We start from the raw sequence: 20822 nt of genomic DNA, 5'->3' as shown, positions 1-20822 counted from the left end.
GCGTTCCTGCGTTTTGGACCCTTTCTTCATGGTAGCGAATTCACTCATTAAAAAACTCATGCTGATGATGATTTCAGCCATTATACTGGCTGGCTGTACAAAAGTTGCAGAAAATCGTCCTCAATCCACCCGGCAACAACCCACACCCTACACCATGCCTTCAACGGCTTACCTGGCCATGGCAAAAAACCAGGGGGGAGATGAGCGGCAAAACATGCTGATCATGGCCGCCGGTCGTGCCATTTATGATGGCCAATGGCGGCAGGCGTTGTCTATCCTGTCTGAAACGGACAATTTATCCCCGGTGCAGGCCAGTGAAAAAAATATTCTTTTAGCCAAAGCCGATATGTTGCGTGATCAACCGCGCGGGGCGATCACCAGGTTGTCATCGGTGCGTAATAGTGCCAGTCTGCCGGCTTTCTATCAAGCGCAATACCACGAAATTCTGGCCACCGCCTACGAGTCGATAGGGAACTCATCCTATGCTGTCCCCGAGCGAATAAAACTGGAGCATTTGCTTCCCGATGAGGCTTCCCGCACCAACAATCGCCGCATTCTCTGGCTGACCCTGACCCGTTTGCCAACAGCAGAGCTCAACACCCTGGCTGTTGAGGCGGAGGACGGTTCTGAATTGCAGGGCTGGATGACACTTGCCCTGATCCCAAGACAGCAGCAGACAAAGCAATCGATCCTGACGCAGGTCGAAACGTGGCAGGATCATTTCCCAGGGCATCCTGCACGCCATTTATTACCCACTCCCCTGGATGCGGTTAAACCCTATTTGCACCGGAAACCGCATAACATGGCTTTGTTGTTGCCAGTCACCGGGCCGCTAGCCGGCCCGGGCGGCGCCATACGTGACGGATTCATGGCCGCTTATACCAGCAATGATCCGGACAGGGAGGTGAGTGTCAGACTGTATGATACCGCCGCCCAGGATGTTACGGTACTCTATCAACAAGCTGTTGATGACGGCGCCGATTACATTGTTGGTCCTCTGGCCAAAGCGGATGTGGCCAAAGTGGCCAAACTGAATCATCCGGTACCTACCCTGTTTTTGAATGATATCGATGTTGGCTCAAGCAATAATGCCTATCGCTTTGGTTTATCTCCCACCAACGAAGCACGTCAGGTGGCCGCCAAAGCCAGTAAGCAGGGTTTAAAGCGCGCACTGGTGATTGCGCCAGCAGGCGTCTGGGGTGATGACATTGTCGCGGCATTTACTGATCAATGGCGTGCAAGCGGCGGTGTCATCGTCGAACGTCTGGCTTTTGATGATCACACCAACCTCACGGCAGCGGTGCGTGATTTTCTGCACGTGTCCGAGCATCAGGCGCGGCAAAAACAATTCAGACCTGGTGCTGAGCCTGAGGGGCAGCAGTTGCCGAAGCGACGCCAGGATTTTGATATGATTTTCCTGCTCGCCTATCCTTCCAAAGCGCGGCAAATCATGCCACTGCTGAAATATTATTTTGCTGGCGATGTGCCTGTCTATGCCACCTCCTCTGTTTATGGCGGCAGTACCAATACCATGCGCGATCGGGATCTGGATGGCATCATTTTCTGTGATATGCCTTGGGTTTTTAACCACCAGCTGGCGAATAAAAACTGGCCTGAGCAGTTAAACAGTTATAACCGACTTTATGCCCTGGGCATGGACAGTTACGCCCTGGCGACCCAGTTAAACCAATTAATCCTTTTCCCTGCGTTGGGCATTGATGACAAGAGCGGTGTTTTATATTTAAACCGCGCTCAGCAGGTGGCCAGGGTATTGGCCTGGGGTAAATTCAAGGGCGGCGTGGCCGAACTCACCAGCCAAACCATCTGATATTGGGGTTTATCGGGCGAACCCTTCTTGCGAGTCGTTCATGTCAAAAGGAATTGGGGATAAGGCGGAGTTATTGGCTTGCAACTACCTTAAGGAGCAGGGCCTGACGCTGTTACTCAGTAATTACCGTTGCCGCTTTGGTGAAATAGATCTTATTATGCGCGATGAGAGCTATTTGGTGTTCGTGGAAGTCAGGGCTCGCAAATCAAACGCTTTTGGCGGGGCATTGGCCAGCATTACCGCAAGTAAGCAAAAGCGGCTTATCCAAACCGCTCTGCATTACCAGTTGACGCAAAATCGACAAAATCAGCATCCATTACGCTTTGATGTGGTTTGCCTGCAAGGCACACCATGTCAACTTGAGTGGATTAAAGACGCGTTTGGATTGGATTATTAAATTGAATGAGGTCATCTATCATGTCAACACCAATGGAAGATCGGGTCAGGCAATTGTTCGGAATGAGTATTGAGGCAAAGATCGCGGCAGCCGATGTGTTGTTTGCTCCCATCGCCAAAGCAGGGCTTCGTTTAGTCAATTGTCTGTTAAATGACGGCAAAATTCTCTTATGCGGCAATGGCGGTTCTGCCGCTAACTGCCTGCATTTTGCCGCGGCGATGCTTAATCATTTTGATGTTGAACGCCCACCCCTGCCAGTGATTGCCTTAACCGCGGATGTCGCTTCCATGACCTCTATTGCCGGCGATAGCCATTACGATCATGTGTTTGCCCGTCAGATACAGGCCTTGGGTCAGGAAGGCGATGTATTGATGGTCTTATCGACTTCCGGCAATACCGACAGTATCCTTCATGCGGTCAATGCAGCAAACGACCGCGGCATGGATACCATTGCGCTGAGTGGCCGGGACGGTGGTGTTTTAGCCAACCATTTAGGCCCCGAAGACATTGAATTGCGTGTCATCGCCGATACGGAGGCCCGCATCAGAGAAACCCATTTATTTATACTGCATTGTTTTTGCGATTTAATTGATCAATCATTATTTGGCCAAATGTTGGGGTAAGTATGAAGTTGCGAACGGTTTTGTTTTTAATTGTTAGTGCGTTATTAACCGGTTGTGTGGCCGCGGTGGTTGCCGGCGCGGCAGCGGGAATGGTGGTTTATGACAAACGCAGCGTGGTCACGCTGGAAAGTGATGCCCGGATTTTCCATCTGGTCCATACGGCCATAGTCACTGATCCGAAATTTCGTGACTCACGCATTCTGGTGAGCAGTTTTAACCGCGTTGTTCTGCTTGTTGGACAAACACCCACGGCTTCCTTGCGGGTGATGGCAGAAAAAATCGCCCAGAAGACACCCAATGTCCGCCGTGTGTATGATGAAGTCACCATCGAGCACCCCTTATCCATGACGCAACGGACCAAAGACACCTGGATTACTGGCCAGGTACGAAGCAAAATGTTAACCAAAAAGGGGTTGGAATCCGGTTCAATTCGTGTCGTCACTGAAAATTCCGTTGTCTATCTCATGGGTATTGTCACGCAGGAGCAAGGCAACCTCGCGGTGGATGTAGCCCGCCAGATTAATGGTGTCGCTAAAGTGGTTAAAGTATTCCAATACATTAATTAATATGAAAAAACAGGGATGTTTCATTCTGATTGGTCTGGCATTGACGCAATTACTGGGCTGTGTAAGCAACCTGTGGACAGGTGCATCCCTGGTGTATGACCGCCACAATGTGTATAAAAAACTGGATGATTACAATCTTGCCGCCGTTGCCCATCATGAACTGTTCGACGACAAGGTCTTCAAGCAGCCGGGTTGCTACCTGGATTTGGCTGTATTTAACAACGACTTGTTGCTGGCGGGGCATGTTCCTACGGAGGGTTTACGGGATTTGGCGGCCAGTCGGTTGCAAAAACTTGGCGGTTATCGTGAATTCTTTAATCAGGTTGCAGTAACAAAAGAGAAAAACAATGCGCTGCACGATTCCTGGATTACCACCCTGATCCGCACCCAGATCTTGGCTGACGCTGAAATTAATCCCAAAGAATTTAAAATCATCACCGTCGATGGCATCGTATATCTTATGGGGGATGTCATTCCTGAACAGGCTGAACGGGTTATTGCCATTTCACGTCAGACCCGAGGGGTCATTCGCGTGGTGAAACTACTGAATTACTATAATTTGAGTGAAACCCCGAAGCCAGGTAAGCATTAATACTGTGGCCTGGGTTGAAAACAGGCCACATTGTACTGCCCCGTACCAGGAAGTGGCTAACCTGGAGGTTAACCTTTACTCTATCAATGGAAGCGACCTTTATCCAGTCGTTTACGAATTTTTCTTGCTTTAAATTCTCTTAAGAGGCCTGTCGACGAATTCACGCTGGTCTCTTCTTTGCCATTTAACGTCTTTGTGGGGGGGTGGGATCGACAGTGCTGTCGGTAAGTGTGGTGGTTTTTATCGTGTTTATGGTGGATTCCATCACCATATCGGTTTAACATGCGTTCACGCATACTGACGGAAGTACGCTGCTGTTTTTCAGACATAATCAATTCCTTATTACCTTGATAAACGAGGGACGATTAACAAACATCCCATTTCATATAAAAATATAGTCAATGTGGTCATTATTTGCCATTTGCGCCGCCTGCAAGTCGAAATTTAACCAACTGACATTGCTTCTCAAAATTGATTACTTTATAATTCGCCGCGAAGATGAACAGGTGAACAGTGAAAAACCAGCAGGCAACAAGCGTTGTAAGGTCCTTACTTATTACACAACTTTTAAGCACAGCGGTTATGGCACTTGTCCTGGTCCTGTTTTATGGTCAACACGAAGCGATATCCGCTCTGTTGGGGGGCTTGGTCGCTGTGTTGCCATCGTTTTTTTTTGCCAGGACATTGTTCAAGCATCAGGGAGCCAGGGCAGCAAAAAAAATTATTAACCGTTTTTATGCTGGTGAGGCCTTAAAAATCCTGATATCCATTGGGCTGTTTATCCTGGTATTTACTTTTTACAAAGTAAAGCCGCTGGCATTTTTTTTAACGTACATTGTGGTGGTATTGAATTTCTGGTTCACGCCACTGTTTTTAGCAAATAAACAAAATAGGCCAAAAAGTGACTGAAATGGTATCAAGCACAGACTATATTAAACATCATTTGACATACCTGACTTACGACCTGAAATCAATGGAATTTGGTACGCATGGTGGCTTCTGGACTCTAAACCTTGATACCCTTTTCTTTTCCATTATTCTGGGCTCCTTTGTCCTGCTCTTGTTTTACATGGGTGCACGTCGTGTGACAACAGGCGTTCCGGGCAAGCTGCAGAATTTTGCAGAAATGTTACTTGAGTTTGCCGACAGTCAGGTTAAAGACTGTTTTCATGGCCGTAACAAACTGATAGGTCCTCTGGCGTTAACGATTTTCGCCTGGGTCTTTTTAATGAACTTCATGGACATAGTTCCCGTCGACGTATTACCAATCGTTGCTAAATCAATGGGGATTCATTACCTGAAAGTGGTGCCCACCAATGACTTAAACCTGACATTCAGCCTTTCGTTGACTGTCTTTTTGCTCATTTTGTTCTATAGCATCAAAATTAAAGGGATAAAAGGCTTCACTAAAGAGCTGACCCTGCAGCCGTTTAATCACCCCGGTTTTATTCCGTTTAATCTGTTGCTGGAATTGGTTGGTCTTATTGCCAAGCCAATTTCTCTGGCACTGCGTTTGTTTGGTAACCTCTATGCGGGCGAACTTATCTTTATTCTGATTGCCCTGTTGACTTTAAATGCCACAAGCACGTCGTTTGCCGGTACAGCCACTCTGAGTGTGGCGCAATTCCTTTTGGCTCTGGCCTGGTCCATTTTTCACATTTTAGTGATTACCCTGCAAGCGTTTATTTTCATGGTTCTGACCATTGTGTACCTGAGTCTGGCTCATGAAGAACATTAACCTGCATTTTTATTGATTTTAATTTAAACATTGTCCATTAAGGGGATTTATATGCAAGCTGCAAATTTAATCGCACAAGTTCAAGGTATGACTGTAATCGCCGTCGCACTGTTGATCGGGCTCGGTGCTCTTGGAACCGCTATTGGATTCGGTCTGTTGGGCGGCAAATTTTTGGAAGGTTCCGCACGTCAACCTGAAATGGTGCCCATGCTGCAGGTTAAAATGTTCATTGTCGCCGGTCTGCTTGATGCTGTGACCATGATTGGTGTCGGTATTGCTCTGTTTTTCACCTTTGCTAACCCTTTCTTAAGCAACCTCGGTTCTTGATAACACCAAAGTGGGGCGCTGTGCGCCCTGAATTGTTACAAGGAGACTACATTGGATATTAATTTAACACTGATTATTCAAATGCTCGTGTTTGCAGCATTTGTCTGGTTCACCATGAAGTTCGTATGGCCGCCATTAGCCAAGGCGTTAGAAGAGCGTCAGGACAAAATTGCTGATGGGCTTTCTGCCGCTGAACGCGGTCGTAAGGAATTGGAATTGGCTCAACATCGTGTCCGCGATGAATTAAAGCACGCCAAGGCGCAGGCAAACGAGATCATTGAAAAGGCCAATCGTCGTGCCAATCAAATGATTGAAGAAGCCAAAGAATCGGCCAAACTGGAAGCGCAAAAACAAGCCAAGCTGGCGCACGATCAACTTCTGCAGGAAGTGAATCATGCGAAAGAAGGATTGAGAAAACAAGTCGCTCAGCTGGCGATTGCAGGTGCCGAAAAAATTCTGATGAAGGAAATCGACGAGCAGGCAAACAGTAAATTGCTGGATAAACTGATAGAAGAGATTTGATATGTCCGAGACGATTACCATTGCCAGACCTTACGCAAAAGCAATTTTTGAGCATGCATTGCATCAAGGGAAATTGACTGAGTGGTCAACGATTCTCTTCGCCGCCTCGCAAATTGCCTTAAATGACCACGTAATTAGTTTTATTGGTAACCCTGCTGCCACGATTGAGCAGCAGATAACCCTGATGGCTGACCCTCTGAAAAAAATGGCAGACACCGGGGAAATCCCAGCCCTGGATAATTTTATCCGTACGCTTGCTGAAAACAAGCGTTTACAGATTTTACCTGATATCTACGTCTTGTTTGAAGCCATGCGCTCAGAGCAGGAAAAGACATTAACCATCAGTGTCACGAGCTATTCCACCCTTTCCAACACACAGGAAAAAGAACTCATCGATGCCTTAAGCAAGCGCCTGCAACGCCAGGTGACACTCAAGGTAGCCATTGATAAATCCTTACTGGGCGGTGCGATCATAAAGGCCGGTGATTTGGTTATTGATGGTTCAGTCCGTGGAAAATTAAATAAACTCGGTGCAGGTTTGGCCGCGTAATAGAGAGGATAGTATTCATGTCAGAACATGTCGCATTAAACCCCGCTGAAATCAGCGACTTAATCAGAAAGAAAATAGACCAGTTTAACGTTGTTTCTGAAGCCAGAAACGAAGGAACGATTGTCAACCTGAAAGATGGTATTGTTCGCATGCACGGACTGGCCGATGTAATGCAGGGTGAAATGATTGAGTTTCCGGGCGAACGCTATGGCCTGGCTCTTAACCTTGAGCGTGACTCGGTTGGTGCCGTAATTCTTGGTGATTACGCCGGTTTGTCAGAAGGTCAAAAGGGCAAATGTACCGGTCGTATTCTGGAAGTGCCTGTCGGTCGAGGTTTGCTTGGCCGTGTTGTGGATGCTTTAGGTAATCCTCTTGACGGTAAAGGTCCAATCGATGCTGAAAAGATGTCACCGATTGAAAAAGTGGCTCCAGGCGTTATTTCCCGTCAGTCCGTGGATCAACCCGTGCAAACCGGGCTTAAAGCGATCGATGCAATGATTCCCGTTGGTCGTGGCCAGCGCGAATTGATCATCGGTGACCGCCAAACCGGTAAAACCGCCATTGCGATTGATGCCATCATCAATCAAAAGGGTACTGGCATTAAATGTATCTATGTCGCAATTGGTCAAAAAGCGTCTTCTGTTGCCGCCATCGTCCGTAAATTGGAAGAGCACGGCGCATTGGAACATACCATTGTTGTGGTTGCTGGTGCGTCTGATTCAGCTGCCCTGCAGTTTATTGCACCTTACACCGGCTGCGCCATGGGTGAATACTTCATGGAAAACGGTGAAGATGCCCTCATCGTTTATGATGACTTAACCAAACAGGCCTGGGCTTATCGCCAAATTTCCCTGTTGTTACGCCGTCCACCCGGTCGTGAAGCGTACCCCGGCGACATTTTCTATCTCCACTCCCGTTTGCTTGAGCGGGCGGCACGCATTAATGCCAATGAGGTTGAGAAATTAACCAATGGCCGAGTGAAAGGCAAGACAGGATCCCTGACTGCATTACCCATTATCGAAACGCAGGCCGGGGACGTGTCCGCATTTGTGCCTACCAACGTAATCTCGATTACCGACGGTCAGATTTTCCTTGATGTTGATCTCTTTAACTCCGGTGTTCGCCCCGCCATTAACTCGGGTCTTTCCGTTTCGCGGGTTGGTGGTGCTGCTCAAACCAAGATTATGAAAAAACTCGGTGGCGGTACCCGTCTGGCACTCGCGCAATTCCGTGAACTGGAAGCCTTTTCGCAATTCGCATCTGATTTGGATGACGCAACACGCAAACAATTGGAGCGTGGTCAGCGAATTACCGAGTTAATGAAGCAGAAGCAATACTCTCCCATGTCTGTCGCAGAGATGGGTCTGTCGCTGTTTACTATTGAGAAAGGGTATCTCGATGATGTGCCAGTGGCTGAAGTGAGAGCATTTGAAGCGGCGCTGCAGGGCTACATGCAATCCTCTCATGCAAGTCTTCTGCATAAAATCAATGAAACTGGTGCTTATGACGCTGACATTGAAGCGCAATTAAAAGCAGCAGTTGAGGAATTTAAAAACACTGGAAGTTGGTAATGAATAGCCGCCGGTTGAGTTTACTGGCGGCTCAATGATTAAGCAGAATGAGTTGAATCATTTTGGTAATTAAGGCGAAGCAGATATGGCTGGTGCAAAAGAAGTCCGTACTAAAATTGCAAGTATTAACAATACGAAAAAAATCACCAAGGCTATGGAAATGGTTGCCGCGAGTAAAATGCGTAAGACGCAGGATCGAATGCGTGCATCCAAACCCTATGCCTCAAAAATTTATGACGTGGTCAAGCACATTGCTCGAGCGAATTCGGAATACCGTCATCCTTTTATGACTGGTCGTGACATTAAGCGTGTAGGCATCATTGTGGTGACGACCGATCGTGGCTTATGCGGTGGTTTAAATGCAAATTTGCTGCGAGACACTGTACGTCATATGCGGCAATGGCAGCAGGAAGGCAAGGACATCGATGTCAGTGTCGTAGGCCGCAAGGGTCAGGCTTTTTTCAAGCGTTTCGGCGGCAAAGTCATTGCATCCGTGGATCAGTTGGGTGATAAACCCAGCGTGAGTGATTTAATTGGTGTGGTCAAGGTCATGCTGGATGCATTCTACCGTGGTGAAATTGATGCCCTGCACATCATTTACAATGAATTTGTAAACACCATGACCCAAAAGCCGATGCTGAAACAGTTGCTGCCTCTTCCAATGTCTGAAGAAGACACACAACGCCTGGGACATCATTGGGATTATATCTACGAACCGGATGCCAAGGAATTGCTCGATGGTTTATTGGAACGCTACATCGAATTACAGGCTTATCAAGCGGTTGTAGAAAACATCGCCTGCGAGCAGGCTGCCAAAATGATTGCAATGAAAAGTGCAACGGATAATGCCGGTGAATTGATCAAACAGCTTCGCTTGATTTATAACAAAGCCCGACAGGCTGCCATTACTCAGGAATTGGCTGAAATTGTCGGTGGCGCTGACGCTTTATAACGAGGGTATATCATGAGTTTAGGAACAGTAGTTGAAGTAATTGGTGCGGTTGTTGACGTGGAATTTCCCCGTGATGAGGTTCCCAAAGTAAACGATGCCTTGCATCTGGTTGATGGCGATTTAACGTTTGAAGTACAGCAGCAGCTTGGCGACGGTGTTGTCCGTACGATTGCGATGGGATCGTCAGAAGGTCTCAAGCGCGGTGTAAAAGCTAAAAACACCGGTAAACCCATTCAAGTTCCTGTCGGCAAGAAAACCTTAGGCCGTATTATGGATGTATTGGGACGTCCAGTGGATGAAGCTGGTCCTATTGAAGCAGATGAATACTGGTCTATTCACCGTAAAGCCCCAAGCTACGAAGAGCAGGCCGGCAGCCAGGAATTACTGGAAACCGGTATTAAAGTAATCGACTTGCTTTGCCCGTTTGCCAAAGGGGGTAAGGTGGGTTTATTCGGTGGTGCGGGTGTGGGTAAAACAGTCAACATGATGGAACTCATCCGTAACATTGCAATTGAGCACAGTGGTTACTCTGTATTTGCTGGTGTGGGTGAACGTACTCGTGAGGGTAACGATTTCTATCATGAAATGAAAGACTCCAATGTACTCGATAAAGTATCCCTGGTTTATGGTCAGATGAATGAGCCGCCAGGGAACCGTCTGCGTGTGGCGTTGACTGGCTTGACCATGGCAGAGAAATTCCGTGATGAAGGCCGTGATGTACTGCTCTTCATTGATAACATTTACCGTTATACGCTGGCTGGTGTGGAAGTATCTGCATTGTTAGGTCGTATGCCTTCCGCCGTAGGTTACCAACCGACCCTGGCTGAAGAAATGGGTATGCTTCAAGAGCGTATTACATCAACCAAGACAGGCTCTATTACCTCCATTCAGGCGGTTTATGTTCCTGCTGACGACTTGACCGATCCCTCTCCTGCAACCACCTTTGCTCACTTGGATGCCACCGTCGTTTTGTCGCGTCAGATTGCTGAATTGGGTATTTACCCCGCTGTTGATCCATTAGACTCGACGTCCCGTCAATTGGATCCATTGATTGTAGGTCAGGAGCATTATGATACTGCCCGTCGTGTACAGCAAACGCTGCAACGTTACAAAGAGCTGAAAGACATCATTGCCATTCTTGGAATGGATGAATTGTCTGAAGAAGACAAGCGCGTTGTGACACGTGCCCGTAAAATTCAACGATTCCTTTCTCAACCTTTCTTCGTGGCTGAAGTATTCACGGGCTCACCCGGTAAATACGTGTCACTGAAAGACACCATTAAAGGGTTCCAGGGCATTCTGGCTGGTGAATACGATGACCTGCCTGAGCAAGCCTTTTACATGGTGGGTAGCATTGAAGAAGCCGTTGCCAAAGCGAAGACCTTATGAGGCAGGATAACATGGCGATTAGCACGCATCTGGACATTGTCAGTGCTGAAAAGGAAATTTATTCAGGCGTTGTTGAGTTGGTTGTGGCAACAGGTGAGCTTGGCGAGGTAGGGATTACCCCTGGCCACGCCCCTTTGCTGACCGTACTTAAACCCGGTGAAATCAGGATAACGCTTCCTGGCGGCAGTCAGGAAATTTACTACGTATCAGGTGGCATGCTGGAGGTACAACCTCATTGCGTTACCGTGTTGGCTGATACCGTAGAGCGTGCGGATAACCTTGATGAAGCCGCGGCTCTGGCTGCAAAAGCTAAAGCCGAGGAAGAGATTGCCAACAAAAACACGGATCTAGATTACTCCCGAGCCGCAGCCGAACTGGCCAGAGCGGTTGCTCAAATTCGAGCCATACAAAAAATTCGCAAGAATTTAAAATAATCGAACCAGACAGCAGAAATCCCGCCTTGGCGGGATTTTTTTTACCGGTATTAGACCGAATGTTGTGATAATTGGCCAATGCTCTAAGGCAGCGTTCTATTTGCCCTACAGAAAAGCAAATCAATCAGACGCCTGCCAATCGCTCTTTATGCAGCAGGAGATAACAGGATCCCTGATGTGAAGGTCTGCTTTCCCACAAACTGATTTCCTGCACAGGGATGTCCCCAACATCGGGCCACATCAAATCCTCTGGCAAAAGCACTTTTCCCTTCTGTCGCAGGCGGCCTAAGGTAAGGTGAGCACGGTAGGGTCTTTGTTCAATCTCATACCCCGCCCGCCCGATGCCTTCTCCGACTCGATTGGCAAGCGTAATCAGGGAATGATTGACGGGTACTGCAAGCGAAATGACATGCGGTTTATGCGAGGATGGGAATAGTTCGATTTTTCCCAGCTGGATAGGAAAAGCGGGAAGGTCCTGTACCTGTTGCCCCACCGAGGCAATCAGAGAAGGAATAGCCTCCTTATCAATGGCCTTTAAAAATTGTAAAGTAATATGTAAATTTTCTGGCGCAGACCATCGAATGTTTGTATTGACCAGATTGGTTTGCAGAGAACGGATCAAGCCAGCCAATGTGTTATTCGCTGCCTGAGGCAGTTGTATACCCCAAAAAGCCCGGATCGATGCCATAGTCAGAGAACGGTTTTCTTTATAGGAAAGTGTAACACACAATAAAAAAACAAGAGGAAAAGGGATGGCTCTTAAATTGATTCACATGGATGTTGATCTGCGAAAATACCCTTCCGACATTTCGCCCTTGAAGAATGAGGATGAAGTGACCCTTGGCGACGGGCACGGCAACGCCCTGAAAATGATTTATTTTTTGATAAAAACAGGCCTCATGACGCTGGCAGGAGGAGCAGAAGATTACCAAAGAATCGTGGAGATTTATGAACAGGAGTTAGACCCGCAAGCGGCTGATTATGCGCCCTATGAAAAGGCCATGGATGATTTTATTCGCATCCTCCACCAGGCGAAACCCGGCCAGATAGGGATTCTTCGCTTTCTAGGGGATGTGGTCGCTGATCGCGGTAATAATGATTTGTATACCTTATTGATTTATGAGTGGCTTCTCATCGCAAAAATTCGGGTCGAAACCCTGATGTCCAATCATGACATGGCCTTTATCAGCCTGGTCTTAAATGGTGAATATTCACCAAAGATTGCTCTGACTGTGGGGTATGACCGATTGCGTAATCAACAGATGCGATCCGCGTTTGGTGCCTTGTTTTTTCTTTATCATGGACTGTTTCCTGAAGAGCGATTTATCCATCTATTCAGTCTGTATCGCTCCACCCTGGGCCTTTTTGCCTGCAGCAAGGGAGATGACGATGAACTTATTCTGTATACTCATGCGCCGGTGGGTTTGGAAACGTTGTATGCCTTTTATGATGAATATAAACCGCGAATGACGGCAGCTTTACGGGCCACACTTCACCTTCCGGAAGAAGTTGACCATGCAAAAACCTGTTTTTATCATCTGGGTGCAGGGGAGTTGGCCAAGGTAATCGATGCCGTGAATGCTGTCTTTGTCAGCCTGGACTTACGAAAAGCCATCGATTCTGAGCGGTGTTATCTCGAAATGTTTTATCGTGACGGCCTCCCTCAAAGCATGCCGATAGAGTGTCCTCTTTTTCGCCTGTGCTGGAATCGGGATACCACTCAATTGCAGGCTGGGACCAAGGTTAAATTAACCCTGATTCACGGCCATGATCTGGCTTCGCCTTCCTTTGGAATAAGCCTTGATAATTTTCTCGGAAAAAATTCAAAAGGTGGCTTGATTAACCTGATCGACCCCTGGTATACCCTCCCCCAGGGTGGGCTGCCGCGTCTGAATGTGTACCGTTATGGCTCGTTGGCGTTGCCGTCAACACCATCCAAAAAGGCCCAGTTAAGTTATGCGGTGGTTAATTCATCGCTTGAGCCAGCATTAAAGAAACGCCCATCCATTATTGGCTTTTTTGAAAAGAACAATGACAATGACACGGACTTGTTGCTACCGGCCAAACCGATCAGTTTAAACCTGCATTTGTGAGGTGATGAATGACAGAAACAGCGTTGCAGCGCTTATTAACGCTCGAAAAAGAGGTGCGTGATTTTGGTTTTCTCTGGCCCGATGCCGACATGATTATCGAGCAGGCCATAAGCGAATGTCAGGAAATTAAAGAGGCACTGGATAATCGGCAATCCGCCGCGCGTGTGCAGGAAGAGGTCGGTGATTTATTGCACACAGCCCTTTCCCTCTGTTGTTTTCTTAACTTTAATGTTCATGAAACACTGGCCAGGACAGCCGATAAATTTACCGCCCGCATGGAGGCACTTAAAGCATTGGCAGGCGAGAAAGGGTATACTGATTTAAAGGGGCAACCCATCGAATTTCTCGGTGAGTTGTGGCAAGAGGTGAAACGAAGAACATCCGAACCATAACGACACATTTACTCCACTGCAACTAATACTACTCCAGGTGAAGCAATGAAACATCTCAATCCCATCACAGGGTTTAAAAAAATAACGATTCTTTTCTGGTTTGTCTGGTGGCTCATTGCTCTCTGGACAGATGTTGTCGGCCTGCTCGCCCACAACGGCTGGTTAATCAAAAGCTGGGCGCCAGATACAAATTACCCTTTTCTGGTGGAGTCGCTCAAAATGTATGCTGTGCCTGCCTGGGTATCCCAATGGTCCTTTGCGGGCATTATCCTGTGGTCTTTCCTGTCTACCCTGGCTTTCGGCTGGACGGCGTTAGCCTTGTTTCAGCCCACATCAGGCTGGATGCGACGCGCTGATTGGGCTTTTATTATTTCCTTAAGTTATTGGCTGGCCTTTTTCCTTGCGGATCAACTGGTAATGAAATTTGAGTTGGAAGAAAATCATATGGTTCAGGGTGGGTTTCAGTTATTGACCTATTTGAGCCTTTACCTTTTACCCGAGACCCCGCGCAAGGAAAGAGTTGAGGAATAACAAGCACTTGCAGTTAAATTCACAGGGTTATCCACAGGTTGTGCAATGACTGCGAATGACGGCCACCATAAAAAATCATTAATTATCAAGGAGATAATTGATTAATATTCAAAATAAGGCTAGGCTGATGGAAAGTTATTCACATCCCTGGTCTTTTTTGTTTTTAGCCGGCATCAGAGTTTGATAAAATAGCTTTGCCAAATTGTTCCAGAGTAAACTACGATCAACATTGAAAAGAACCAGCGAATGAATATTGTTATGAATGATGCTATAGAGCGTAAACCGATTACGGAATTTACAGAAAAAGCGTACCTTGATTACTCCATGTACGTTATTCTGGACAGAGCCTTGCCTCATCTTGCCGATGGATTAAAGCCGGTCCAGCGCCGAATTGTTTACGCCATGTCGGAATTGGGCCTTAAAGCCACGGCAAAGCATAAAAAATCCGCGCGTACAGTGGGGGATGTTTTGGGTAAATTCCACCCTCATGGGGATTCCGCCTGTTACGAGGCCATGGTCTTGATGGCCCAGCCCTTCTCCTACCGTTACCCGTTTGTCGACGGTCAGGGCAACTGGGGTTCTGCAGACGATCCAAAATCCTTTGCCGCCATGCGATATACGGAGGCACGCTTATCGGCTTATGCGGAGTTACTGTTATCCGAGTTACAGCAGGGAACCGTGGATTGGGTAGACAATTTCGACGGCACGCTGAAAGAACCTTCCCTGCTGCCGGCTCGTTTGCCTAACGTGCTGCTGAATGGTGCAACAGGTATTGCGGTGGGTATGTCGTCGGACATCCTGCCGCACAATTTACGGGAAGTGGCGGATGCCTGCATTCATTTACTTGACAATCCCCAAGCCAGCCTTGATGACCTTTGCCAATTTATTCAGGGACCTGATTTTCCAACCAGCGCTGAAATCATTACGCCCAAAAGTCAGATACGGACGGTGTATGAAACCGGTATCGGCTCAATCAAAATGCGCGCGGTGTTTACCGTAGAAAAGCAAAACATTGTCATTACTGCCCTACCGTATCAGGTATCCGGTGCCAAAGTCATTGAACAGATTGCAGCCCAGATGCAACAAAAAAAATTACCCATGGTCGAAGACCTGCGCGATGAATCTGACCATGAGCACCCCACCCGCATTGTCATTATTCCTCGTTCCAATCGCATTGATGTGGATGGGCTAATGTCCCATCTGTTTGCCACCACGGATCTGGAGCGAAGCTACCGCGTTAATTTCAATATGATTGGTCTGGATGGCAAACCGCGGGTAAAAAGTTTATCGACCTTGCTCAATGAGTGGCTGGTTTATCGGCTGATGACGGTAAAACGGCGACTTCAATACCGCCTGGATAAAGTACTTGAGCGATTGCATGTGCTTGAGGGCTTAATCATTGCTTTCCTTAATATCGATGAGGTCATTGCCATCATCCGCGAGAGCGAAGAACCGAAACCGGCCTTGATTCAGCGTTTTAATTTGAGCGAAAGGCAGGCCGAGGCGATTCTGGAGATGAAATTGCGGCATTTGGCCAGGCTGGAAGAAATACGATTGCGGGCTGAACATGACGAGTTAAGCAACGAACGCGACATGCTTGAAAAAACATTAGCCAGTGAAGCACGCCTTAAAACCCTGGTTAAAAAAGAAATCATCGCTGATCGGGATGCGTTTGGCGATGAGCGACGTTCTCCTTTAATGGAGCGACATGATGCCCAGGCCTTAAAGGAAGAAGATTTGTTACCCAATGAACCCATCACCGTGGTGTTGTCGCAGAAAGGCTGGATTCGCGCGGCAAAAGGGCATGATGTCGAAGGGCGTGAGTTAAGTTATAAGGCGGGAGATGAATTTAAAGCGCAGGTCAATGCTCGCAGCAATCAGCAGATTCTCTTTTTTGACAGTGAAGGCAAGGTTTATACTCTTCCGGGGCATGTGCTGCCTTCAGCACGGGGTCAGGGAGAGCCCCTGACCAGCAAGTTGAACCCTGCCGATGGCATGATGTTTGAAGCTCTGGCCAGCGGCGAGGCCGATGATTGGCTTGTCCTTGCATCGGATGCTGGCTACGGTTTCATTACCCGCCTTGGTGAGTTGTATGTAAAAAACCGCAACGGCAAAGCCTGCGTCAAACTGCCAGAGGGCAGCAGCCTGTTGACGCCACGTGTGTTAACCGACAGGGAAAACCAGCTTCTGGCCTGCGTGACCAATGTTGGACGTTTACTGATTTTCAAAGCGTCAGAATTGCCTGAACTCAATCGCGGCAAAGGGAACAAGATGATTAGCATTCCTGCCTCCAAAGTCATGGCGCGCGAAGAGTTCGTCATCGACATCCAGGTGTTGCATGCTGAAGATGCCTTGACGGTACATGCCGGCAAGCGTCATTTCACCTTAAAGAATGAGGATTTAAACCATTACGCGGGTGAGCGCGGCCGCCGCGGCAATCGTTTACCGCGGGGCCTGCAGAACGTGACATCGCTTCAGGTCACAGTCTTTAAGGCGGCGAACCAATGAAATTGTCAGCGAAGCAATTGCGGTGGATTTTAAATGCCTGGCCCCCTTTTTGGGGCGCGGGCATTAAAGTTGAAGAGCTTCGCGATGATTTCTCCTATGTGCGCGTGTCGCTGGCTTTTCGCTGGTATAACAAAAATTACATGCGTGTCCAGTATGGCGGAAGCCTGTTTTCCATGACGGATCCTTTTTTTGTATTGATGCTGATTAAACGTCTGGGAAAAGGGTATGTGGCCTGGGACAAGCAAAGCGAAATTAATTACATTCGGCCAGGTAAAGGCCGGGTTTACGCGGAATTTGCGTTAAGCGAGCAGCAAGTCACGGAAATCCGTGAAGCCGCCCTACGCGATGAAAAGGTTTACCCAACATTTGAAGTGGCCATTGTGGATGAACAAAAGCAAGTGGTCGCCACAGTCAAAAAAACCCTGTATGTTCGGCAGCAAAAAACAGCCACTCTCAATCAAGCTTAAATCTTCAGTCCTGTTTGGGGGATGAGCGAGTCGTCAGACGGGCTTTAAAACCCGCAAGGGATAGTGCCTTATTGGCTGGATTGCAACTGATGATAAAAATCAAACGTGGAACCGGTTAGATTATCACTGTATATCACGTCATCCTTTCCCTGTCGCGGACAAATGTAGATGACATTACTTAATTTTTTCCAGTCGAGAGGGACTACATTACAAAAAGGGAAAATACTCAAGATGGTATTATGGACGCGCTTGCTGAACGAGCTGTTAAACAGGGGGTTGGTAATGAGATTGACCACTAAAAGACCTGAAGGCTTCAAGTGTGAAGCCAATTGGGCAAAATAATCCGCAGTGAGCAGGGAGGCTGGAATAGTTTGTTGGTGACTGTAGGCATCCGCCACAATGACATCAAATTGTTCCCGTGTTTCATTGAGGTAACGCCGTGCATCCTGACCAATAAAACGACCATGGATTTTGCCCTCAAGAAAATGCTTTTCAGCCACGCTTTTAATTTGCGGATCAATGTCGACATACGTCACGTCATTCGCATGAGTGCCTGCTGCGGTGAGCGAAAAACCGCCAGCACCGATGACCAGTATTCTTTTATGCTGCAACTGGAGCTGGTTAAACAAGAAATGACGGATAAATTCAATGTAAGCAAACCCCTCTTTCTTCTCCGTTATCATTGAGCTGCCGGATAAATTAATTCGAAGCAGACGCGCATTTTGAGCGGTAAGGATTTCATAATTACCGTAATTGTTTGTTAATTTAAAAAACTGCTGCTCATAGTTCACATTCAATAATTTGATGAAATACAAAGCCAACCCGAGCAAAATCAGGAGGGGCCAGGCGAGGCCACTTTGAGGCTTTAGCAAAATAACCAGCAAGAAAAGCAGGGTGCAATTCACGACGACGGTCCAGGCTACGCCGGCAAACTGAAAAAGCAGCAGTGACGTCACCAGCGCCCCTGAAAAAGACCCCAGCGTGCTTAAAAAGAGGGCCTTGCCGCTGATGCGGCTAACTCGCTGTTCCTGACTGAATAAATTCGTGGTTAACGGGATGGTTTGTCCCAGCCAGAAAACAACAGGCGCCAGAACGAGCAGCAGGTAAAGGGTCAGGCTGGCCAGAAAAGGCAGAGACAGTCTGTTAATGGTCCACTCGAAAAAGCTGCCAATGAAACTGTAATTCAACCCAATCCCTATCCAAATCACACTGACCATGAAATTGCGGTTTAACTTTTTATAGAAATCGCTGGAATGCATGCCGCCGCGCCAATAGCCCAGGGCCAGAAATAACAAAAAAAAACCAATAATAATGCTGGTAATGACCACGCTGCCGCCAAAGAAAGGCAGTAATTGCCGTATGGTTAATATTTCGACGGAAATAGTGACAAATCCTTCCAGTAAAAGAATGGCGAGTAAGGTATGGAGCATGGTCAGGGTTTAAGGGAAAAGTTTTAAGAGTATACTCAACTATCAACCAGAAAGCATGCGTAAGACTTACCTTCGCCTTTCACGGAAAATACTGGTAAATTGAGCGCAGAATAAAAGGGCGTTGGTGTATCAATCAGGATGATGTATGAGAATGAGAATAAGGAGGCTTTGTATCGTCTCGCTGGGTTGTCTGTCGGGCATGGCTTTTGCTGCCACGGGAGAACTGATGTGGGGCAAAAGTAACCGTCTTCTGCAGCAATACCAGAGTATTCCGCTTCATCGGCCTTCGCTTCTGACCCCGCTCAGAAACATGGCGGATAGCCCGTATCAGTTGCGTTTGCAATCGACTGCCGCGCAGCATGCACGGTATCAGATTCTTTTTAGAGGAATTCCCGTTTGGGGTTATCAGTTGATCTTTCATCAACTGGATAACCAGCCGGTCTGGGTTACCGGGATGAATGTCCGTGGGCTGGAGGAAACAATTAAAACGTCAGAGGGCTTGTTGTCGGTGCAGCAGCTTAGAAAGCAAGTGCTGGCGAAAGTCAAAGGCCCGGTGAAGTGGTTTCATCATCAAAAGGTTATTTACCTCGATAGCCAACAGCACGCCCATCTCGCTTACCTCATGGCTTACTACACCCATGCACCAGACTCTGCCTTGCGTGAACCCCAGATGCTGGTGGATGCCAATACGGGTCAGGTATTAAAAGCATGGGATGCTGTTCATCGTGAACAGTGGGGGCAGGGTCTTGGCGGAAACGCGTTTCCCTTGCCTTACCGTCCCGGGTCTTTTCAACACGGTGATGCTCTGCCCGGCTTGCCTTCGCTGGGCAAATTCGAAGTCAAAGTAAAAGACGGGCGGTGTTATGTCGAGAATGACTCTCTGCGTGTCATTAACATGGCCAATTTACCACTCGGTTACGAAGCCTTCCCCATCAGTACGGAAGACGAAAACACCTATGCTTTAACTGCCTTTTCCTACGCCTGCGATCCGTCCTCGTATTATCTTAATTACAATGATGCCAACACAGGGCCAGTTAATTATTCCTTTTCTCCTGTGAACGATGCCATGTACTTTGCTGGGCAGACCTTGGCCATGTATGAAAAAAATTATCAGCAACAAAATCCTCTGGGCACGGATTTGCCTCTGCGGGTTTATACGCACTTGTCTGAAATGGACAATGCGTTTGCCATACCCACCGTGTCGCTGGATGGCCAATTAATGGCCCACCAACAAATCATCATTGGCAATGGCCATCAGTTCCTCACCGCCCCTGCTCAAACGGTCATTGCTCATGAATTATCACATAATTTTACCCAGCTTCATTCGGCTTTGGTGTATGAGGGGCAGTCGGGGGCTATTAACGAAGCGTTTTCTGATATGGCAGCGATAGCCCTGCAGGACTACATACGACAGAGCTACCCCTGGTATTGGGATGGAAAGGACTGGACGATAGGCCGTGAGGCGGTGCTTGGCGGTGCGCCTTTACGTTACATGGATGAGCCGAGCAAAGACGGCATGTCCATCGAGCATGCCAGGGAGTATACCGATGACCTGGATGTGCATTTAAGTAGCGGCGTCTACAATAAAGCGTTTTACCTTCTCGCCAATAAACCAGGTTGGACTGTGCAGAAGGCTTTCCAGGTAATGATTGATGCCAATCGCTTTTACTGGTCCCCCATTGCCTATTACGATTTTGCTGCCTGTGGTGTCATTCAGGCCGCGCAGGATCGCCAATGGGATACGACGGCTGTCAAGGAGGCTTTTACGGAAGTGGGTGTCTTTTGTCCCGTTCTTCCGAAACCGGATGCAAAAAGGTAGAAGAACCTGCAAGGCTAAATTTGCACAATAGGAATGTATTTTTTTCTAAATGACCAAACATGAAGTATAATGGCAGTCCAGCCTGAGGGAGGA

General features: G+C 47.7%; 23 protein-coding genes. 20 read left to right on the top strand and 3 right to left on the bottom strand.

From position 1 onward, the window contains the following. Positions 1-28: 28 nt before the first annotated feature. Genes GH742_RS14640 through GH742_RS14620 form a run of 5 tightly spaced genes read left to right on the top strand, consistent with a single transcriptional unit; the run spans position 29 to position 4006 of the window. Complete coding sequence (locus GH742_RS14640; protein ID WP_203455579.1) at positions 29-1828, top strand: penicillin-binding protein activator; 1800 nt, start codon at positions 29-31, stop codon at positions 1826-1828. Positions 1829-1868: 40 nt separating this feature from the next. Continuing rightward, positions 1869-2225, top strand: a complete 357-nt coding sequence (locus GH742_RS14635) for a YraN family protein (protein ID WP_203455578.1) — start codon at positions 1869-1871, stop codon at positions 2223-2225. A gap of 20 nt (positions 2226-2245) precedes the next feature. Beyond that, a complete protein-coding gene (locus tag GH742_RS14630; protein ID WP_203455577.1) occupies positions 2246-2848 on the top strand; it encodes an SIS domain-containing protein in 603 nt (200 codons plus the stop codon). 2 nt (positions 2849-2850) lie between these two features. Then, positions 2851-3414 (top strand): BON domain-containing protein, encoded by a 564-nt coding sequence (locus GH742_RS14625; protein WP_203455576.1) that lies wholly within the window; start codon positions 2851-2853, stop codon positions 3412-3414. Between the two features lies 1 nt (position 3415). Further along, positions 3416-4006: a BON domain-containing protein gene (locus GH742_RS14620; protein WP_203455575.1), complete on the top strand. Its 591-nt coding sequence runs from the start codon at positions 3416-3418 to the stop codon at positions 4004-4006. An 83-nt stretch (positions 4007-4089) separates the two neighbouring features. On the opposite strand, the gene GH742_RS14615 is transcribed toward GH742_RS14620, so the two are convergent. After that, on the bottom strand, positions 4090-4335 hold the full coding sequence (locus GH742_RS14615) for a hypothetical protein (protein ID WP_203455574.1): 246 nt from the start codon (positions 4333-4335) through the stop codon (positions 4090-4092). Between the two features lie 253 nt (positions 4336-4588). On the opposite strand from GH742_RS14615, the gene GH742_RS14610 reads away from it, so the two are divergent. The 9 genes from GH742_RS14610 (at position 4589) to GH742_RS14570 (ending at position 11489) form a co-directional block, all read left to right on the top strand. Continuing rightward, positions 4589-4915: an ATP synthase subunit I gene (locus GH742_RS14610; protein ID WP_203455573.1), complete on the top strand. Its 327-nt coding sequence runs from the start codon at positions 4589-4591 to the stop codon at positions 4913-4915. A 1-nt stretch (position 4916) separates the two neighbouring features. Next, a complete protein-coding gene (gene atpB / locus GH742_RS14605) occupies positions 4917-5744 on the top strand; it encodes a F0F1 ATP synthase subunit A (RefSeq protein WP_203455572.1) in 828 nt (275 codons plus the stop codon). A gap of 51 nt (positions 5745-5795) precedes the next feature. Beyond that, the gene (atpE, locus tag GH742_RS14600) at positions 5796-6071 is read left to right on the top strand and encodes a F0F1 ATP synthase subunit C (protein ID WP_028385819.1); all 276 of its coding nucleotides are present in this window, start codon (positions 5796-5798) and stop codon (positions 6069-6071) included. 51 nt (positions 6072-6122) lie between these two features. Then, complete coding sequence (locus GH742_RS14595; RefSeq protein ID WP_108291002.1) at positions 6123-6593, top strand: F0F1 ATP synthase subunit B; 471 nt, start codon at positions 6123-6125, stop codon at positions 6591-6593. A gap of 1 nt (position 6594) precedes the next feature. Then, entirely contained in the window at positions 6595-7143 is a 549-nt protein-coding gene (locus tag GH742_RS14590; RefSeq protein WP_203455571.1) for a F0F1 ATP synthase subunit delta, read from the top strand. Positions 7144-7160: 17 nt separating this feature from the next. Beyond that, positions 7161-8714: a F0F1 ATP synthase subunit alpha gene (gene atpA, locus GH742_RS14585; RefSeq protein WP_203455570.1), complete on the top strand. Its 1554-nt coding sequence runs from the start codon at positions 7161-7163 to the stop codon at positions 8712-8714. Between the two features lie 85 nt (positions 8715-8799). Beyond that, on the top strand, positions 8800-9666 hold the full coding sequence (gene atpG, locus GH742_RS14580) for a F0F1 ATP synthase subunit gamma (RefSeq protein ID WP_203455569.1): 867 nt from the start codon (positions 8800-8802) through the stop codon (positions 9664-9666). A 12-nt stretch (positions 9667-9678) separates the two neighbouring features. Next, entirely contained in the window at positions 9679-11055 is a 1377-nt protein-coding gene (gene atpD / locus GH742_RS14575; RefSeq protein ID WP_108290994.1) for a F0F1 ATP synthase subunit beta, read from the top strand. Between the two features lie 11 nt (positions 11056-11066). Next, positions 11067-11489, top strand: a complete 423-nt coding sequence (locus tag GH742_RS14570) for a F0F1 ATP synthase subunit epsilon (protein WP_203456972.1) — start codon at positions 11067-11069, stop codon at positions 11487-11489. Positions 11490-11613: 124 nt separating this feature from the next. On the opposite strand, the gene thpR is transcribed toward GH742_RS14570, so the two are convergent. After that, positions 11614-12177, bottom strand: a complete 564-nt coding sequence (thpR, locus tag GH742_RS14565) for an RNA 2',3'-cyclic phosphodiesterase (RefSeq protein ID WP_203455568.1) — start codon at positions 12175-12177, stop codon at positions 11614-11616. 64 nt (positions 12178-12241) lie between these two features. On the opposite strand from thpR, the gene GH742_RS14560 reads away from it, so the two are divergent. From GH742_RS14560 to GH742_RS14540, 5 genes are all read left to right on the top strand, one after another. Continuing rightward, complete coding sequence (locus tag GH742_RS14560) at positions 12242-13582, top strand: hypothetical protein (RefSeq protein WP_203455567.1); 1341 nt, start codon at positions 12242-12244, stop codon at positions 13580-13582. A gap of 8 nt (positions 13583-13590) precedes the next feature. Further along, on the top strand, positions 13591-13974 hold the full coding sequence (locus GH742_RS14555) for a MazG nucleotide pyrophosphohydrolase domain-containing protein (RefSeq protein ID WP_203455566.1): 384 nt from the start codon (positions 13591-13593) through the stop codon (positions 13972-13974). A gap of 45 nt (positions 13975-14019) precedes the next feature. Beyond that, positions 14020-14505, top strand: coding sequence for a hypothetical protein (locus GH742_RS14550; protein WP_203455565.1), 486 nt, complete (start codon positions 14020-14022; stop codon positions 14503-14505). A gap of 258 nt (positions 14506-14763) precedes the next feature. Then, the gene (gene parC, locus GH742_RS14545; protein WP_203456971.1) at positions 14764-17013 is read left to right on the top strand and encodes a DNA topoisomerase IV subunit A; all 2250 of its coding nucleotides are present in this window, start codon (positions 14764-14766) and stop codon (positions 17011-17013) included. Then, positions 17010-17480, top strand: a complete 471-nt coding sequence (locus tag GH742_RS14540; protein WP_203455564.1) for a DUF4442 domain-containing protein — start codon at positions 17010-17012, stop codon at positions 17478-17480. The genes parC and GH742_RS14540 overlap by 4 nt, the downstream gene beginning before the upstream one ends. A gap of 68 nt (positions 17481-17548) precedes the next feature. Here GH742_RS14540 and GH742_RS14535 read toward each other — a convergent pair whose 3' ends face one another. Next, entirely contained in the window at positions 17549-18910 is a 1362-nt protein-coding gene (locus tag GH742_RS14535) for a fused MFS/spermidine synthase (RefSeq protein WP_203455563.1), read from the bottom strand. A 145-nt stretch (positions 18911-19055) separates the two neighbouring features. On the opposite strand from GH742_RS14535, the gene GH742_RS14530 reads away from it, so the two are divergent. Continuing rightward, positions 19056-20729, top strand: a complete 1674-nt coding sequence (locus tag GH742_RS14530; protein WP_203455562.1) for a M4 family metallopeptidase — start codon at positions 19056-19058, stop codon at positions 20727-20729. Positions 20730-20822 lie beyond the last annotated feature (93 nt).

It is taken from the genome of Legionella sp. MW5194, from assembly GCF_016864235.1.
In the GTDB taxonomy this organism is placed as follows: Bacteria; Pseudomonadota; Gammaproteobacteria; order Legionellales; family Legionellaceae; genus Legionella_C.
This window is presented reverse-complemented; position numbering and strand designations above follow the sequence as displayed.

Coding starts and splice junctions, on each gene's coding strand:
- GH742_RS14640 (WP_203455579.1), top strand. CDS start 29: ATGGTAGCGAATTCACTCATTAAAAAACTCATGCTGATGATGATTTCA.
- GH742_RS14635 (WP_203455578.1), top strand. CDS start 1,869: ATGTCAAAAGGAATTGGGGATAAGGCGGAGTTATTGGCTTGCAACTAC.
- GH742_RS14630 (WP_203455577.1), top strand. CDS start 2,246: ATGTCAACACCAATGGAAGATCGGGTCAGGCAATTGTTCGGAATGAGT.
- GH742_RS14625 (WP_203455576.1), top strand. CDS start 2,851: ATGAAGTTGCGAACGGTTTTGTTTTTAATTGTTAGTGCGTTATTAACC.
- GH742_RS14620 (WP_203455575.1), top strand. CDS start 3,416: ATGAAAAAACAGGGATGTTTCATTCTGATTGGTCTGGCATTGACGCAA.
- GH742_RS14615 (WP_203455574.1), bottom strand. CDS start 4,335: ATGTCTGAAAAACAGCAGCGTACTTCCGTCAGTATGCGTGAACGCATG.
- GH742_RS14610 (WP_203455573.1), top strand. CDS start 4,589: ATGGCACTTGTCCTGGTCCTGTTTTATGGTCAACACGAAGCGATATCC.
- atpB (WP_203455572.1), top strand. CDS start 4,917: ATGGTATCAAGCACAGACTATATTAAACATCATTTGACATACCTGACT.
- atpE (WP_028385819.1), top strand. CDS start 5,796: ATGCAAGCTGCAAATTTAATCGCACAAGTTCAAGGTATGACTGTAATC.
- GH742_RS14590 (WP_203455571.1), top strand. CDS start 6,595: ATGTCCGAGACGATTACCATTGCCAGACCTTACGCAAAAGCAATTTTT.
- atpA (WP_203455570.1), top strand. CDS start 7,161: ATGTCAGAACATGTCGCATTAAACCCCGCTGAAATCAGCGACTTAATC.
- atpG (WP_203455569.1), top strand. CDS start 8,800: ATGGCTGGTGCAAAAGAAGTCCGTACTAAAATTGCAAGTATTAACAAT.
- atpD (WP_108290994.1), top strand. CDS start 9,679: ATGAGTTTAGGAACAGTAGTTGAAGTAATTGGTGCGGTTGTTGACGTG.
- GH742_RS14570 (WP_203456972.1), top strand. CDS start 11,067: ATGGCGATTAGCACGCATCTGGACATTGTCAGTGCTGAAAAGGAAATT.
- thpR (WP_203455568.1), bottom strand. CDS start 12,177: ATGGCATCGATCCGGGCTTTTTGGGGTATACAACTGCCTCAGGCAGCG.
- GH742_RS14560 (WP_203455567.1), top strand. CDS start 12,242: ATGGCTCTTAAATTGATTCACATGGATGTTGATCTGCGAAAATACCCT.
- GH742_RS14555 (WP_203455566.1), top strand. CDS start 13,591: ATGACAGAAACAGCGTTGCAGCGCTTATTAACGCTCGAAAAAGAGGTG.
- GH742_RS14550 (WP_203455565.1), top strand. CDS start 14,020: ATGAAACATCTCAATCCCATCACAGGGTTTAAAAAAATAACGATTCTT.
- parC (WP_203456971.1), top strand. CDS start 14,764: ATGAATGATGCTATAGAGCGTAAACCGATTACGGAATTTACAGAAAAA.
- GH742_RS14540 (WP_203455564.1), top strand. CDS start 17,010: ATGAAATTGTCAGCGAAGCAATTGCGGTGGATTTTAAATGCCTGGCCC.
- GH742_RS14535 (WP_203455563.1), bottom strand. CDS start 18,910: ATGCTCCATACCTTACTCGCCATTCTTTTACTGGAAGGATTTGTCACT.
- GH742_RS14530 (WP_203455562.1), top strand. CDS start 19,056: ATGAGAATGAGAATAAGGAGGCTTTGTATCGTCTCGCTGGGTTGTCTG.